The 15914-nt window shown below is 54.7% G+C and carries 17 protein-coding genes; 7 read left to right on the top strand and 10 right to left on the bottom strand.

Translation table 11 applies throughout. The features are described from left to right. The first annotated feature begins 100 nt into the window (after positions 1–100). Entirely contained in the window at positions 101–1771 is a 1671-nt protein-coding gene (gene ligB, locus PI91_RS21435) for an NAD-dependent DNA ligase LigB (RefSeq protein ID WP_039267074.1), read from the top strand. On the opposite strand, the gene PI91_RS21430 is transcribed toward ligB, so the two are convergent. The 3 genes from PI91_RS21430 to PI91_RS21420 form a co-directional block, all read right to left on the bottom strand. Next, positions 1768–3420, bottom strand: a complete 1653-nt coding sequence (locus PI91_RS21430) for a phosphoethanolamine transferase (RefSeq protein WP_039267072.1) — start codon at positions 3418–3420, stop codon at positions 1768–1770. The two genes, ligB and PI91_RS21430, sit on opposite strands and share 4 nt — an antisense overlap. Positions 3421–3533: 113 nt before the next feature. Beyond that, a complete protein-coding gene (locus PI91_RS21425; protein ID WP_008502677.1) occupies positions 3534–4151 on the bottom strand; it encodes a trimeric intracellular cation channel family protein in 618 nt (205 codons plus the stop codon). A gap of 206 nt (positions 4152–4357) precedes the next feature. Further along, the gene (locus PI91_RS21420) at positions 4358–5221 is read right to left on the bottom strand and encodes a YicC/YloC family endoribonuclease (protein ID WP_008502687.1); all 864 of its coding nucleotides are present in this window, start codon (positions 5219–5221) and stop codon (positions 4358–4360) included. Between the two features lie 125 nt (positions 5222–5346). Between PI91_RS21420 and rph the strand changes: the two genes are divergently transcribed. Then, entirely contained in the window at positions 5347–6063 is a 717-nt protein-coding gene (rph, locus tag PI91_RS21415; RefSeq protein WP_039267071.1) for a ribonuclease PH, read from the top strand. A gap of 67 nt (positions 6064–6130) precedes the next feature. Next, positions 6131–6772: an orotate phosphoribosyltransferase gene (gene pyrE / locus PI91_RS21410; protein ID WP_039267070.1), complete on the top strand. Its 642-nt coding sequence runs from the start codon at positions 6131–6133 to the stop codon at positions 6770–6772. An 82-nt stretch (positions 6773–6854) separates the two neighbouring features. Here pyrE and slmA read toward each other — a convergent pair whose 3' ends face one another. The 3 genes from slmA to coaBC all read right to left on the bottom strand — a co-directional run bounded on the left by slmA (position 6855) and on the right by coaBC (position 9219). Beyond that, entirely contained in the window at positions 6855–7451 is a 597-nt protein-coding gene (gene slmA, locus PI91_RS21405) for a nucleoid occlusion factor SlmA (protein WP_008502690.1), read from the bottom strand. Between the two features lie 120 nt (positions 7452–7571). Then, positions 7572–8030 (bottom strand): dUTP diphosphatase, encoded by a 459-nt coding sequence (dut, locus tag PI91_RS21400; RefSeq protein WP_008502691.1) that lies wholly within the window; start codon positions 8028–8030, stop codon positions 7572–7574. Continuing rightward, positions 8008–9219, bottom strand: a complete 1212-nt coding sequence (gene coaBC / locus PI91_RS21395) for a bifunctional phosphopantothenoylcysteine decarboxylase/phosphopantothenate--cysteine ligase CoaBC (RefSeq protein WP_025910617.1) — start codon at positions 9217–9219, stop codon at positions 8008–8010. The genes dut and coaBC overlap by 23 nt, the downstream gene beginning before the upstream one ends. A gap of 172 nt (positions 9220–9391) precedes the next feature. Between coaBC and radC the strand changes: the two genes are divergently transcribed. From radC to mutM, 4 genes are all read left to right on the top strand, one after another. Continuing rightward, on the top strand, positions 9392–10060 hold the full coding sequence (radC, locus tag PI91_RS21390; RefSeq protein WP_039267069.1) for a DNA repair protein RadC: 669 nt from the start codon (positions 9392–9394) through the stop codon (positions 10058–10060). Between the two features lie 218 nt (positions 10061–10278). Continuing rightward, a complete protein-coding gene (rpmB, locus tag PI91_RS21385; protein ID WP_002436699.1) occupies positions 10279–10515 on the top strand; it encodes a 50S ribosomal protein L28 in 237 nt (78 codons plus the stop codon). A 22-nt stretch (positions 10516–10537) separates the two neighbouring features. Continuing rightward, positions 10538–10705, top strand: a complete 168-nt coding sequence (gene rpmG / locus PI91_RS21380) for a 50S ribosomal protein L33 (protein ID WP_003024094.1) — start codon at positions 10538–10540, stop codon at positions 10703–10705. 72 nt (positions 10706–10777) lie between these two features. After that, positions 10778–11587: a bifunctional DNA-formamidopyrimidine glycosylase/DNA-(apurinic or apyrimidinic site) lyase gene (gene mutM, locus PI91_RS21375; protein ID WP_008502694.1), complete on the top strand. Its 810-nt coding sequence runs from the start codon at positions 10778–10780 to the stop codon at positions 11585–11587. A 2-nt stretch (positions 11588–11589) separates the two neighbouring features. Here the strand turns inward: mutM and coaD are convergent, their stop codons facing one another. From coaD to PI91_RS21355, 4 genes are all read right to left on the bottom strand, one after another. Next, positions 11590–12069, bottom strand: a complete 480-nt coding sequence (gene coaD, locus PI91_RS21370; RefSeq protein ID WP_008502695.1) for a pantetheine-phosphate adenylyltransferase — start codon at positions 12067–12069, stop codon at positions 11590–11592. A gap of 3 nt (positions 12070–12072) precedes the next feature. Next, positions 12073–12843, bottom strand: coding sequence for a glycosyltransferase family 2 protein (locus PI91_RS21365; protein ID WP_039267068.1), 771 nt, complete (start codon positions 12841–12843; stop codon positions 12073–12075). Beyond that, a complete protein-coding gene (waaA, locus tag PI91_RS21360) occupies positions 12843–14117 on the bottom strand; it encodes a lipid IV(A) 3-deoxy-D-manno-octulosonic acid transferase (RefSeq protein WP_025910600.1) in 1275 nt (424 codons plus the stop codon). The genes PI91_RS21365 and waaA overlap by 1 nt, the downstream gene beginning before the upstream one ends. Positions 14118–14273: 156 nt before the next feature. Further along, entirely contained in the window at positions 14274–15908 is a 1635-nt protein-coding gene (locus tag PI91_RS21355) for a sulfatase-like hydrolase/transferase (RefSeq protein WP_008502698.1), read from the bottom strand. Between the last annotated feature and the right edge of the window lie 6 nt (positions 15909–15914).

Genomic DNA, 15914 nt, shown 5'->3' with positions numbered 1-15914 from the left:
CCAAAGAAATACCGGATAGCGTCTCGCATTGTGAATCGTTGCCGTTAGCGTTGTTTCAGGCATCGGGATATACCTCCTGCAACACAAAGGAGGAGTAGCAATGTGGCGATGGATAAGCGGGTTAATGCTCTTGTGGAGTGGCTATGGCGCGGCGGTGTGCCCGGTGTGGTCGCAGGCAAAAGCTGAGAAAGAGATGGCGTCGTTAAGCGCGCAAATCAAACGCTGGGATGACGCTTACTGGAAGCAGGGCGTGAGCGAGGTCAACGACGAAGTTTACGACCAGCTTAACGGGCGCTTAATGCAGTGGCAGCACTGTTTTGGCAGTGAGCCTTCAGAGGAGAAACTCCCTGCGCTGGTGGGAAGCGTAAAACATCCTGTTGCCCATACGGGCGTACATAAAGTGGCCAGCAAAGAGGAGTTGAGACAGTGGATGCGTGCGCGGCAGCATCTGTGGATGCAGCCCAAAGTTGACGGTGTGGCGGTAACGCTGGTCTATCGTGACGGAACGTTAACCCAGGCCATCAGTCGTGGTGATGGCCTGAAAGGGGAAGACTGGACCGGGAAGGTGCGTTTGATCCCGACTATTCCGCAAAAGCTCACCGGCAAGCTCGCGAACAGCGTCTTACAGGGCGAGCTTTTCTGGCTAAGCGACAATCACATTCAGCGGCAAATGGGCGGGATGAACGCTCGCGCAAAGGTGGCGGGGGCGATGATGCGGCAAAAGGATAACTCAGTTTTGAGCAAGATCGGCGTGTTCATCTGGGCCTGGCCGGATGGGCCGAAAGATATGCAGACATCTTTAGCTGAACTGTCTCAGGCCGGTTTTACGCTGTCGGCACGGTATACACTACCCGCCGATTCTGTTGATGCCGTCGAGAAACAGCGCGCCGCCTGGCACGTAACCGGATTACCCTTTGCCACGGATGGCATTGTGGTGCGTTCGGAGGATGCGCCCGCAGGGGAAGGCTGGTTACCGGGCGAAGGCAACTGGCTGGTTGCGTGGAAATATGCGCCTGCATCCCAGGTGGCCGAGGTGAGTGATATTCATTTTTCCGTGGGGCGAACGGGCAAAATGTCCGTTGTAGCCGCACTGGAACCTGTGCAACTGGACGATAAACAGGTACGGCGGGTGAGTCTGGGCTCGGTTGAGCGCTGGCAGAGGCTGGATATTGCCTCAGGGGATCAGATACAGGTCAGCCTGGCCGGGCAGGGTATTCCCCGGTTTGATAAGGTGGTCTGGCGCGGGACGGACAGACATAAACCCGAGCCTCCAGCCTCGCGTTATCATGCGCTGAGCTGTTTCTATGCTTCTCCGGAATGTATGGAACAGTTCTTTGCCCGACTGACCTGGCTCAGCTCAAAGCAGGTACTTGATATTGAAGGATTAGGCGAGTCAGGCTGGCGCACCCTCTGGCAGGCACATCATTTTGAACACCTCTTTTCGTGGCTGTTATTAACGCAGGCGCAAATGCAGGCTACGCCTGGGTTTTCCTCCGCGCGCGGGCTGGCGCTCTGGCATCGATTTAATCTGGTGCGCGAGAAGCCATTTATTCGCTGGCTCATGGCATTGGGTGTTCCGCTGACACAGGCTTCGCTGAAGGCGATGGGGAACGTAACCTGGCAGACGTTGAGCGAACGTAACGCAAAGGACTGGCAAAGCCTGCCGGGAACGGGAGAGAGGAAGGCGCGACAAATTGTTGCCTTCATCCACGACCCTGGCGTTGCCGGGCTGGCATCCTGGTTAGGCAAGCAGGGCCTGCCTGGATTTTAGAGCGAGCTTGCTTTAGCTTTGCGCCAGGGGGTATGTCTGTCTGGTGAACTGAAGGTTTCGCGTAGCTGATCGTAGTCATAGATGTGGCGGCCACCATCAATTACCGGGATAAGTGTAGGAGCCTGATAGCACGCCGCAAGCACCGAGCTGCATTGATCAACACCCGTTGTGATTCCAAGCCACGTCAACATCAACTCATAATTGCTTGCTGTGGGCCACGCTTCATGCACCCACCCCACCGATCTTTTTTGAGCATTCAGGGCTTGCTGGCTATACCAGATAAACTGGGGGACCTGGTAAGCCTCTTTGCTTGGGTTGCGTGAGCCATGCATATAGATGGAGTTCAGCTGCGGGTTTTTTTCCAGCCCATGGTCTGAAAAATAGAGCAGAGAGGATGCGCTGCCCTGCAGACGTTTAGCTACTTCGCCAATGAAGTAGTCGGTAAACAGAATCGCATTATTGTAGCAATCTTCATACTTGTTGCCGGTATGCAGAATATTTGCGGATGGCGGATACCGATCGCAGGCCATCTCATGACTACCGTTGATATGCAGGAAAATTAACTTCCTGCCGGGTGCTTTAAGCGCCTCATCCAGGGCAGGTAAAAGTTCGGTGTCATAACGGGTGTCAATCCACTGGGCTTTATGGCTAATAGAAGCAATCGCCACAATATAGTTATTGCTCTTGCCTGTATTACCCTGGGCGCTAATCCATTCGGTGTGATAGCCCGTTTTTTTAGCGACGCTAACGATATTGTCTGCAAGCTTATCGGTGGTGAAGTGGTCTGGATCAGCTTTACTTAATATCATCGGCACGGAAAGCACGGTGGCTGACGCAGGGGCAATAGCATTGCTAAAAATGAGGGAGTCCTTCGCCAGCAAGGATTCCACTGGCGTGGTATCCTGGTGAAAACCGTAGAGCTTCATATTGCTGCGACGTGCGGATTCACCCACGATAACAACATAGTTTTCGATGCCCGTTTCATGATACTGCAACGCAGGATAATTGACGCTGTGCTGGCTAATTTTCTCCGCCAGCGCGTTATCGCGATGGGCAATAATGAACTCTGCGCCGGTGTAAAATGGCGTATTGGTTAAAATCCGGGAGCTTAGCGGATAATAAACTTCAAGGTCATGGCGTTTTTTTAGCCAATTTGCCGTCGAATACCAGCCAAAATAAACGGCAAGCAGAACGAAGCCGATAGTTTTGACGCGGAAAGAAACATGCTCGCTAGCTGCTTTGATTGCGAACCAGGTGACAATAAAGTAAGCAAACGCGGCTGGTAAACAGTGCAGGTATAAACCTGACATGCTTTTCGCTTCGGCAACGTGAGTGCCGAGAATACTCATCGCGAATACCGTGTTAAATTCGCTCTGGTAGACGCTCCAGGTACTGTAAGCAATCGCAAAATTTAACGTGAGCAGGGCGGTTAAAAAAAATGCGAGGATCTTGCCGGGAAGCGAGCGAAAGATCGCTGCGGCGCAAACCAGTAAAAGCGCATTACAAATCGCAATGCGCACTGCGAATCGTGCAGGTTGCGTTAAAAATACTGGCCATAACTGAATCAGCACGGAAACGAGCAGCAAAATTAAAAAATGGCTGCTGAGTTTTTTATTAATAATCAGGGCTGACGTTTTGGCAAAGGACATTGTTTTAACGCAAGTTTATGGGGACAAAGATGCGACAGTTTATCGCGTTTGGCCCGGTTATATGAGATAACAAAAAGTGCTTTTTACTACTTTGTTGTGGTTTTGTTGAGAATTCAATGTGTGTCCTGCGTGTAATGAAAAACAGGCAATCCCAGTTTTAAGCGCAGTGCCAGCAAGCGAGCCGTAAAGCCAAATAATAACGTGGCAATGACCACAACATCATGGCTCGAAACATAATGTTGTAAAGCAATATACAGAACGGCAGACGCAAAGGATATTCCGGCGTAAAGCTCTTTCTGGAAAACCAGTGGAATGCGCTTGCAGAACATATCGCGCAGCACACCGCCGAATACGCCCGTGACCACGGCGGCAATGGTAGCGATAACAGGTCCTTCCCCCATATCCAGCGCGATTTGCGCTCCGATAATCGAGAAAACCACCAGACCTAAAGCGTCAAGGACTAAAAACAGGCGGCGAAGATGGGGCATGACGGGCGCCACTATGGTGGTTAACACGGCTGCTGTCGCCACGATAATGACGTACTCAGGGTGTTTGACCCACCCAAGCGGATAATGTCCCAGCAGAATATCGCGTACCGAGCCGCCGCCCAGCGCGGTCGCTGTAGCAATAATGATCACGCCGAAGGTGTCCATACGGCGACGTCCGGCAGCAAGTGCGCCGGTCATGGCTTCTGCGGTGATGCCAATGAGATAAAGGATGTGAAGCAGCATATTTCCTCCGGTGTGAACGCGGGGGAGGTTAGCGATTTGTGCGCAAGATCACGATTGAGTTTTTCTAAGGCAACTGCGTTTGCCCTATAAATTTTTATCAAATGTTGTTGAATAAGCTTGATGAAAGGCGGTGACATGCAAAATCAGGTGCCGGAATGGATTAGAAATAATAATGGGTGATGCCGTCGGCACCACCCGAAAAGGCGTTACTCAATATTCTGGATCTGCTCGCGCATTTGCTCAATCAGTACTTTCAACTCAATCGCTGAATTCGTCACTTCCGCATTGATCGACTTAGACGCAAGAGTGTTCGACTCGCGGTTGAACTCCTGCATCATAAAGTCCAGACGGCGGCCTACCGCTTCTTTTTTCTTCAGAATGTTGTAGGTCTCTTTAACGTGCGCTTCCAGACGGTCCAGCTCTTCAGCGACATCAATACGTTGCGCCATCAGCACCAGCTCTTGTTCCAGACGGGTGTTTTCCAGCTGAACTTCTGCCTCTTCCAGTTTGGCGACCAGGCGCTCGCGCTGCCACTGCAGCACTTCCGGCATATGGGTGCGAACCTTAGCCACTTCCGCACTCACGCCTTCAAGGCGCTGCTCAATCATCGCTTTCAGCGCCTGACCTTCGGTTTCGCGGGCAACGATAAAGTCATCCAGCGTGCCGTCGAGGGCGGCCAGAATTTCAGCGGCAATCGCGTCCAGATCCTGCTCACCGGCGGCCATGACGCCAGGCCAGCGCAGAATATCAACCGGGTTGATTTCGCCTTCATCGCTCTGCATTTTGACCCAGTTCGCCGCATTCACGAGCTGTTTCGCCAGTTTTTCGTTGAGGATCAGCTCGCCCTGTGCGCTGGCATCAGGCTCAAAGCGCAGGTTACATTCCACTTTACCGCGCGTCAGACGCGTACGGATACGCTCGCGAACAACAGGCTCAAGGCTGCGGAACTGCTCCGGCATACGGAAATACGTTTCCAGGTAACGCTGGTTTACCGAGCGCATTTCCCATGTAGCGCTACCCCAGCTACCCTTGATTTCACGCCGGGCGTAGGCGGTCATACTGCGGATCATAGACATTCCCGTTTTTAAAGGAGAGATGGGGGGATTATAGCTTTCGGGGGCTTCTCAGGATAGGAATAAGCGTCCTTTATCCGTATAATGCGCAGCCACATTCGTTTCAAGCCGGAGAATCCATCATGCGTCCATCAGGTCGTAGCGCCAATCAGGTGCGTCCCGTCACCCTGACCCGTAACTATACAAAACACGCTGAAGGCTCCGTGCTGGTTGAGTTTGGTGACACCATAGTGCTGTGTACCGCATCCATCGAAGAAGGCGTTCCGCGCTTCCTGAAAGGTCAGGGCCAGGGCTGGATCACCGCCGAGTACGGCATGCTGCCGCGCGCGACCCATACCCGTAACGCCCGTGAAGCGGCAAAGGGTAAGCAGGGCGGTCGTACCATGGAAATTCAGCGTCTGATCGCGCGTGCGCTGCGCGCCGCCGTTGATCTGAAAACCCTCGGCGAATTCACGATTACCCTGGACTGCGACGTGATTCAGGCCGATGGTGGCACGCGTACGGCCTCTATTACCGGCGCCTGTGTAGCGCTGGCCGATGCTCTGAACAAGCTGGTTGCTGCCGGTAAGCTGAAAACCAATCCAATGAAAGGCATGGTTGCGGCGGTCTCCGTAGGCATCGTTAACGGTGAAGCGCTTTGCGATCTGGAATACGTTGAAGATTCCGCTGCAGAGACAGACATGAACGTGGTGATGACCGAAGACGGTCGCATCATTGAGGTGCAGGGCACGGCAGAAGGCGAGCCGTTCACCCACGAAGAGCTTCTCTCCCTGCTGGCGTTGGCCCGAGGGGGAATCGAATCCATTGTCACGACGCAGAAAGCGGCGTTAGAAAATTGATTTTAAAGGCGACCAATGAGTCGCCTTTTTTTTGCCTGTAAGACAGAAAAACCAAAGGAGCTAATCCATGAAATCGTATCAGCGCCAGTTTATTGAGTTTGCGCTTAACAAGCAGGTACTTAAGTTTGGCGAATTTACGCTGAAATCCGGGCGTAAAAGTCCTTATTTCTTCAACGCCGGGCTGTTTAATACCGGGCGCGATCTGGCACTGTTAGGCCGTTTCTATGCCGAAGCGCTGGTGGATTCCGGGATTGATTTTGACCTGCTGTTTGGCCCGGCCTATAAGGGCATTCCGATTGCGACCACTACCGCGGTGGCGCTGGCGGAACATCATGATCGCGACGTGCCGTACTGCTTTAACCGCAAAGAAGCCAAAACCCACGGTGAAGGCGGGAATCTGGTCGGCAGCCCGCTGCAGGGCCGCGTCATGCTGGTGGACGATGTGATCACCGCGGGCACGGCGATCCGCGAATCAATGGAGATTATCCAGGCCAACGGTGCAACGCTGGCTGGCGTGTTGATTTCGCTGGATCGTCAGGAGCGTGGTCGCGGAGAAATTTCCGCCATTCAGGAAGTGGAGCGGGATTACAACTGCACTGTGACGTCAATAATCACCCTGAAAGATCTGATTGCGTATCTGGAAGAGAAGCCTGAGATGGCGGACCATCTGGCAGCGGTAAAAGCGTATCGCGAAGCGTTCGGGGTTTAAGTGCATTGCCCGGTGGCGTTGTGCTTACCGGGCCTACCCGTTCGTAGGCCGGATAAGGCGAAGCCGCCATCCGGCGATGGCGTTACTGTAATTGTGCCGCCACTAACGGCCAGCGGGCGTCAAAATCGTCCGTTGGACGGTATTTAAACTCGCTGCGCACAAAGCGGGAAAGCATCCCTTCACAAAACGCCAGAATCTGGCTCGCCAGCAGCGTTTCATCAATGCTGTATCCTTCACCTTCACGCATTTTCTTCTCGCGCAGCACCTGGCGCAGCTGCGCTTCAATGCGTTCGAAAAGCTGGTTAATGCGGCCCTGGAGTCTGTCCTGCTCAAACATCAGCGCGTGGCCGGTCAGGATACGGGTTAAGCCCGGATTGCGTTCACCGAAGCCCAGGATTAACAGCACTATCAGACGCAGACGCGCGGTAGTGTCTTTTTCGTCTTTCAGAATCAGGTTGATGCGCGTGATCAGGCTGTCTTCAATAAACTCGATCAGACTGTCGAACATCCGGGTCTTGCTCGGAAAATGACGGTACAGCGCCGCCTCAGACACGCCTACGGAGGCGGCCAGTTTAGCGGTGGTGATGCGTTGACTGCCATCGCTGGATTCAAGCATTAGAGCCAGAGATTGAAGTATTTCTTCGCGACGATTCCTTTTCGCGGTTTGTTTTTCTGCCATGTTACAAAATACCCCTGAAAATAAGCACTTGCCAGGCTGGCATCCACACAGCGACCGCAAACGGACGTTTGCGGTTTGTTATTGCATTATGACGCTGTGAGATACGTGTTTGTCGGGCCGTTATTTGCGCCCGGAATGGCCGAAGCCGCCTTCGCCACGGTCAGTGGCGTCAAAGTCTGCCACCAGGTTAAATTCTGCCTGTACCACCGGTACAAAGACCATCTGTGCGATACGCTCGCCCGGTTCAATGGTGAAGCTGTCCTGACCACGGTTCCAGACGGAGACCATCAGTTGACCCTGATAGTCGGAGTCGATCAGGCCCACCAGGTTACCCAGCACAACGCCGTGCTTATGGCCCAGGCCAGAACGCGGCAGGATAACCGCTGCCAGCGACGGGTCAGCAATGTGAATCGCCAGGCCAGTCGGAACCAGGGTCGTGGCACCCGGAGCCAGTTCTACGGCGTCATCGAGACAGGCGCGCAGGTCAAGACCGGCAGAGCCGGAGGTGGCATAGGTTGGCAGCGGGAATTGCTCGCCAACACGCGGGTCCAGAATCTTAACGTCGATTTTTTTCATCATAACGGGTAACGATCTCGTCGAGTAAATGTTGGCCCAGGAGTTCCTTGCGCTCAAGCGGTAAGACTTTATCTCCATCCTGCCAGAAAAGGTGCAGTGCGTTGCTGTCGCTGTTAAATCCTTGTGTGGCCAGCGATACGTCGTTCGCGCAAATCAAATCGAGGTTTTTGCGGGTACGTTTTTGCCGGGCATATTCTTCCACATTATTCGTTTCTGCGGCAAACCCAACAACGTATGGCCGGTGGCTTTTTAGTGCGGCGACACCGGCAACAATGTCCGGGTTTTTCACCATTTTTAGTGTTAATTCATCGCCTTGCTTTTTAATTTTAGCCTCGGCGATCGTCTCAGCACGATAGTCTGCAACGGCCGCACAGCCAATAAAAATCTGCTGGCTTTGCGCATGTGCCTGCACGGCGGCTTCCATCTCCAGCGCGGTGGTAACGTCAATTCGCTTCACACACGCAGGCGTAGGCAGAGAGACCGGGCCGCTCACCAGCGTGACGTTCGCACCACGCTTCGCGGCGGCGGCGGCAATCGCAAAGCCCATTTTGCCGGAACTGTGGTTGGTGATGTAGCGCACCGGATCCAGCGGCTCGCGCGTGGGGCCCGCGGTTATCATGATGTTGAGATGTTGCAGATCGTTGACAGGCGAAAAGTGGGCCGCGGCCATATCAACAATCGTCAGCGGATCAAGCATGCGGCCCGGGCCAACATCGCCGCAGGCCTGACTACCGCTGTCCGGACCCCAGATAAGCAGGCCGCGTGAGGCCAGGGTCTCAAGATTGTGCTGCGTAGCCGCGTTACGGTACATCTGCTGGTTCATGGCAGGCACGACGGCAACAGGCGCAGGTGTGGCCAGACAAATGGTGGAGACCAGGTCGTTTGCCATACCGGCCGCTACCCGGGCGATTAAATCAGCCGTGGCGGGGGCGAGGATAACCAGGTCTGCCCATTTCCCAAGCTCAATATGGCCCATCGCGGCTTCGGCGGCCGGATCGAGCAGACTGTCAGATACCGGGTATCCTGAAACGGCCTGCAGGCTCAGAGGAGTGATAAAGGCTTTACCGCCTTCGGTTATCGCGACCCGTACATCTGCCCCGCGCTCGCGCAGACGACGCACCAGCTCCGGCGCTTTGTAGGCAGCAATACCGCCGCTCACGCCAAGAACGATTTTTTTACCGGCCAGGCTCATCATGATTCTTTCCTGTTGGGGTTCACCAGAGAGCGGGCATTTTATCACAATCCCCAAAACGGGGTGATTTTGTCCTTCGACCACTTTGCGAGGCGCTACGCAAGAACGCAACGTGGTCGTCGAGTGCCTGACTGGCCTGTGGCAGCATGCGGTTAAAAAAGGGAGAAAGAGCATGGAAGAAGAGGATGAGCCGCTGCTGCCGCGCGAAAAACTGCTGCGCTATGACGTCACCCTGTTAAAAGATGATGAACTGCTGGCGCTCTTTTTACGTACCGGAACGCCCGGTAAAACGGTATTTACGCTGGCAAAAGAGCTGATCTTACATTTCGGTTCTCTGCACGGTTTGCTGACCGCCGAACTGGCGCAGTTTAAGCACGTAGAAGGGATCGGTGTGGCGAAATATGCCCAGTTGCGGGCCATTGCTGAACTTGCCCGCCGTTTTTACAATGTCCGCATGGAGAAGGACGATCCGATCCTGACGCCAGCGATGACGCGTGAATACCTGCAAAGCCAGTTAACCGATATCGAGCGCGAGATCTTTATGGTGATCTTTGTCGATAACAGAAACCGGGTACTGAAACATAGCTGCCTCTTTGCCGGTACGTTAAGCCACGTTGAGGTGCATCCGCGAGAAATTGTGCGGGAAGCGATAAAAGTGAATGCAGCGGGCGTGATCCTCGCGCATAATCACCCCTCAGGCTGTGCAGAACCGAGCAGAGCGGACAAAGAAATCACCGAGCGCATTATCAAATGCTGTCAATTCATGGACATTCGTGTGCTGGACCATCTGATAATTGGCCGCGGAGAGTACATTTCTTTTGCAGAACATGGCTGGATTTAGGCTATTTCTCGCGATCCATCGGGATCTTTGTCTGTTCGGGACTTGAGCACACCGCCGAGTCAGCGTATACTACGCCACCTTTGAGAATCTCGGGTTTGGCATTTGGGCCTGGCAATCGAGAGTTCACTTAGAACTATGCGATGACCGGGCTGTAAAGCCTGACGAGGCGCCGATACCCCATACGAAGCTCGAGCTAATTTGATTTTTGGAGAATAGACATGTCCCGAGTCTGCCAAGTTACTGGCAAGCGTCCGGTGACCGGTAACAACCGTTCCCACGCACTGAACGCGACTAAACGCCGTTTCCTGCCGAACCTGCACTCTCACCGTTTCTGGGTTGAGAGCGAGAAGCGTTTTGTCACCCTGCGCGTATCTGCTAAAGGTATGCGTGTAATCGATAAGAAAGGCATCGATACAGTTCTGTCTGAACTGCGTGCCCGTGGCGAAAAGTACTAAGTACTTAAAGAGGAAATAAATCATGGCTAAAGGTATTCGCGAGAAAATCAAGCTGGTTTCTTCTGCTGGTACAGGTCACTTCTACACCACCACGAAGAACAAACGTACTAAGCCGGAAAAACTGGAACTGAAAAAATTCGATCCAGTTGTACGCCAGCACGTACTGTACAAAGAAGCTAAAATCAAATAATTTTAGTCTCCTTGTATCGAAAAACCCCGCAACTGCGGGGTTTTTTGCATTCTGTATCTCAACGGAGGAACCATGCCTGAATTACCTGAGGTAGAAACCAGCCGTCGCGGCATTGAGCCCCATCTGGTCGGCGCGACGATTCTTCACGCGGTTGTCCGTAACGGGCGTCTGCGCTGGCCGGTGTCCGATGAGATCCATGCCCTGAGCGATAAACCCGTCCTTAGCGTTCAGCGCCGCGCGAAATATCTGCTGCTGGAGCTGCCCGACGGCTGGATCATTATCCACCTGGGGATGTCCGGGAGCCTGCGCGTTCTTACCGAAGAACTGCCTGCGGAAAAGCACGACCACGTGGATCTGGTGATGAGCAACGGCAAAGTGCTCCGTTACACCGATCCACGGCGCTTTGGCGCGTGGCTGTGGACGAAGGAGCTGGAAGGGCATAACGTGCTGGCGCATTTGGGCCCGGAGCCGCTCTCAGACGCGTTTAACGCGGAATACCTCAAGGCGAAGTGCGCGAAGAAGAAAAGCCCGATTAAGCCCTGGCTGATGGATAACAAGCTGGTGGTCGGCGTGGGGAATATCTACGCCAGCGAATCGCTGTTTGCGGCCGGGATCCACCCCGATCGGCTGGCCTCGTCGCTGTCGGCGCAGGAGTGTGAGCTGCTGGTCCGCGTGATTAAAGCCGTATTGCTGCGCTCGATTGAGCAGGGGGGGACAACGTTGAAGGACTTCCTGCAAAGTGACGGCAAGCCGGGCTATTTTGCCCAGGAGCTGCAGGTGTATGGCCGTAAGGGCGAACCGTGCAGAGTCTGCGGCACACCCATTATTGCCACGAAACACGCCCAGCGCGCCACGTTCTACTGCCGTCAGTGCCAGAAATAGGGCTACTTGAGCTTTTCCATCAACGCCTGGTGGACGTTAACCGGCAGGAAATGGGTAACGTCCCCGTGATGTCGCGCCACCTCTTTTACCAGCGTGGACGAGATAAACGACCACTCTTTGGAGGGCATCAGGAACACGCTCTCCAGCTCCGGCATCAGGTGGCGGTTCATGTGCGCCAGCTGCATCTCATATTCGAAGTCTGCCACCGCGCGTAAACCGCGGATCAGAATGTTCGCCTGCTGGGCCCGGGCGAAGTTCGCCATCAGGTCGCTGAATCCGACAACCTCAACATTCGGCAGGTGCGAAATGGCATCGGTGGCGAGCTGCACGCGCTCGTGGAGGTCAAACATCGGCTTTTTGCTGGGGCTGGCGGCAATGGCCAGGATCACCTTGTCAAACATGCACGCCGCACGGGTGATGATATCAAGATGACCGTTGGTGATCGGATCGAAGGTACCCGGATAAATCGCTTTTGTGCTCATGGCTCACGTTTTCTCTGAGTAGCCGCGGCAGAGCGCCCACAGCTCGGTGTATTTGTTGAAAGTATACTGGGCATTGACTACCGCAAGTAACCAGCCCTGCTTACCGTCCAGCACGCCACCACGTAGCAGCAGCGTTTTCAGAAACGCGCCCAGCGTGTGGGTGAAGATTCCGGTCAGCGAGGCCTTCTTGCCGCGCTGGTGACGCTCCTGCGCCCATGCGGTGGCATAGTTGAGCTGTTTGCGCTGGAAGCTTGCGAAATCGCGGCAGGTCAGGTGCAGTAAATCGCCCGTCAGGGGGATGATCTGGGCGTTGTCGCAGGCCAGAGATTCATGCACCAGATTGTCGTTGTACTGATACCGCTCGCGCTCGTAGAGGCGCGTCACGCGGTCAGGATACCAGCCGCTGTGGCGCATAAAACGGCCAAGGAAGTAGTTGCGTCGGGCAATGCTGTATACAGCATCAGGTTGAGGTGAGGAAAGCACCGCCTGAATGGCCTGCTGAAGCTCCGGCGTGATGCGCTCGTCAGTATCGAGCATCAGGACATAATCTCCGGTGGCAAACCCCTGCGCGCGCTGGCGCTGGAGGCCATAGCCTTGCCAGTCAGTATCGATAAAGACTTTTGCGCCCGCTGCCCGGGCAACGTCCACCGTGTTGTCCGTACTTCCGGAATCAAGAACGACTATCTCGTCAGCCCAGGCAACCGACGCCAGGCAGTCCGGAAGCAGGTCGGCGGCGTTTTTGGCGATCATCACGACCGACAGACGCGTTGACATCAGTGGCTCCGCTGGGGCAGGTAAGGTTGCAGAAGCTGCAGCAGACGGGTCAGGGCACCCTGGTTCTGGTGCAGCACTTCGACCGCATGTCGCCCGTACCACAGGCGATAATCTTCGTCAGTCAGAAGGGTTGAGACCTCTTTAACTACGGAGTCCGCATCGGTCACGGTAATTAAACCATCGGCCTGCTGTAATTTCGCGCAGATATCTTTGAAGTTAAACGTATGTGGCCCCATCAGCACCGGAATCGCGTGGGCTGCCGGCTCGAGCGGGTTATGGCCGCCGCGCTCCACCAGGCTGCCGCCGACAAACGCGAGGTCAGCAATCCCGTACAGCAGCATCAGTTCGCCCATCGTATCGCCAATCACCACCTGGGTGCTGCCAGACGGGATCTCCCCGCTGCTGCGCAGCGTGAAGCTGAAACCGCCTTTTTGCACCATTTCACGGGCATCTTTAAAACGTTCCGGATGGCGGGGCACGAGGATCAGCAGTAAATCAGGGAAGCTTTCCAGCAGCTTGCGGTGCGCCTGCAGGATGATCTCTTCTTCACCGTCATGGGTACTGGTCGCAATCCAGACCTGACGACGCGGGGCCCACTGGCGGCGAAGCGTGATGGCGCGCGCGGCGAGTTCAGGGGTAACCGAAATATCAAATTTCAGGCTGCCCGTCACCGCAAGCTGGTTGCGTTTGAGGCCCAGAGAGATAAAGCGTGCCGCATCTTCTTCATTCTGCGCGGCAATCAGGGTGATCTTGCTGAGCAGGCGGCGCATAAATTTACCCAGCTTGCCGTAACCTTTCGCCGAGCGCTCTGACAGGCGCGCGTTGGCAATCACCAGCGGAATTTTACGGGCATGCAGGGCGGAAATCATGTTTGGCCACAGTTCGGTTTCCATCACAATCACCAGCTTCGGGCGAACGGTATTCAGGAAACGATTCATGGCGCAGGGGAGATCGTAAGGGAGATAGACGTGATGAACGTCTTTGCCGAAAGCGGATAACGCGCGCTCCGAGCCGGTTGGCGTCATCGTCGTGACGGTAATCGGCAGCGACGGGTAGCGGTGACGCAGGGCGCGAACCAGCGGGATCGCCGCCAGCGTTTCACCGACAGACACGGAATGCAGCAAAATACCGTCCGGTGCGACTTTATTGCGGCAGAAGCCATAGCGTTCAGCCCAGCGTTTACGATACGCAGGCGCTTTCCGGCTACGAAGCAACAGTCTCAGCCACACCAGTGGCTGAATAATGTAGAGCAGGGCGGTATACAACAATTCCAAGCGATTATCCGTTTTTTTAGTTTCGGCGGGCAAATTCTAAGCATTTGAGCCGTCTAAAGCTATCTCTTTGGTGTTTTAAGATACCCATTTGCCTGCGTTACGCTCATTCGCCTGAAAAAAAACGGGCAATTTCTTGCCCGTTTCATGTCTGACCGATTAGCGCTCCGCTTCGGGGAGGGCATTCAGATGGTAGGTTACGCGCTCCGAAAGCCCGCGAATATCACCGCCAGTGATAAAGAAGCTGTCATCTTTTTGATTCGGATTGCTGACGTCGTAGCCCAGCATCTTGTTGATGAGCGTTGCCACCTGGTAATGGTTGAGAGGTACCTGCGGGCTGATCTCCTTCATGGCGTAAGCCGGATCGTTGCTGAAGTAGAGGAACGGTACCTGAGCAATTGGCATTTCAACAACCGAGTGGCCAAACAGACCGTTATCGCCCACGCGTTCACCGTGATCGGAGGTGATAAACACCAGCACCGGCAGTTTGGATTTTGCCAGCGCGGTGCGAATCGCGGACGCGAGTTCTTTGTCATACAGGCGGACCGCATCGTCATACTCATTTTTCTTCTGCGCCACATCATCACTCAGACGCGGCGTAGAGAATTTCGCGAAGCCCTGCGGAATATTACGCTCGTACGGGATATGTGGCGCACGGCTGTTGAGCACCATCAGGAACGGTTTGTTCCAGTCCAGGGTTGCTTTCTCAACGGATGGCGTCAGAACAACGTCTGCGCCGACATCTGGTGCCGGGCGGATCTGGGTATCTTCCCACAGATCGATATCATGGATGCCAATCCAGTTGCTCAGCCCTTCCAGCCCCTGGGCGGAGATAAAGGCGGTCTGATAACCCTGTTTCTTCGCGTTGGCGAAGATATTGGTGGATTTCGATTTATAGGCCCCGTAGTTATCCGGCTCGCGCAGATTATTCACCAGCATCGGGATGGCCACGCGGGTGGACACGGCGTTGGAGACAATCAGGCGGCCCGTACCTTGATACTGCTGGAGCAGCGCTTTCAGCTCGGGTGTGGTATCGCGTTCGTAGCCCAGAGCGCTGACGTGGTGCGGATTAAGGCTTTCACCTATCGCCAGAATAATCGAATATTTACCCGCGCGCGTATCCTTAACAGGTTTGACCTGGTAGGGATCGTAGTGGGTCAGATTCTGGTTTTCGCCTGACATCGCTTCTGGGATCAGGCGTATGGCGCTGAAGCTCATCGCAGACAGGCCGTTACGCAGCAGGGAGTGGCGCAGGTCCGGGTTGAACTTGTACATCTGCCCGTCGATCGCTTTGTAGAACTGACCGACAAACATCACGACAATCGCAAGCAGGCAAGGAAGCGCAATCCATTTGTGCCAAAGCGGCGCCAGACGACGCGCAAAGACCAGCGCAAACACGACCGCCACAATCATGATGGCGAAGTAGATGCCCAGTGAACCCAGGCTGTCGGTGATCCCGCTGGCAATGTCTTTCGTTTCCACGAACGCCAGCCAGACTTCGCTCGGGCCATAGAACTGACCGTAGAACTGGTAGTATACCGCTTCCGAAATCTGAACGATAAACGTGACGGCCAGCAGCAGGCGAGTCAGGAAGAAACGCGCGCTGGCTGCGGCAAGCAGGGAGATGATCAGATACAGCGAGATATCACCGGATTTCGGCTGGTAGACGTGATCTTTCAGCAGAATGATGATTTCTGAGAGCGAGAACAGCAGCAGGAATGCCAGCGTCAACCCCAGGGTGCGCAACAGATTGCTGCGCGGGGTGAACGAAGAGTGTGTCGTTGTTTTGAACATGGAAGG

It is taken from the genome of Enterobacter sp. FB, assembly GCF_000805795.1.
Classification (GTDB): domain Bacteria; phylum Pseudomonadota; class Gammaproteobacteria; order Enterobacterales; family Enterobacteriaceae; genus Enterobacter; species Enterobacter roggenkampii.
The sequence above is the reverse complement of the archived record's forward strand: the minus strand, read 5'-3'. Positions and strand labels throughout refer to the sequence as shown.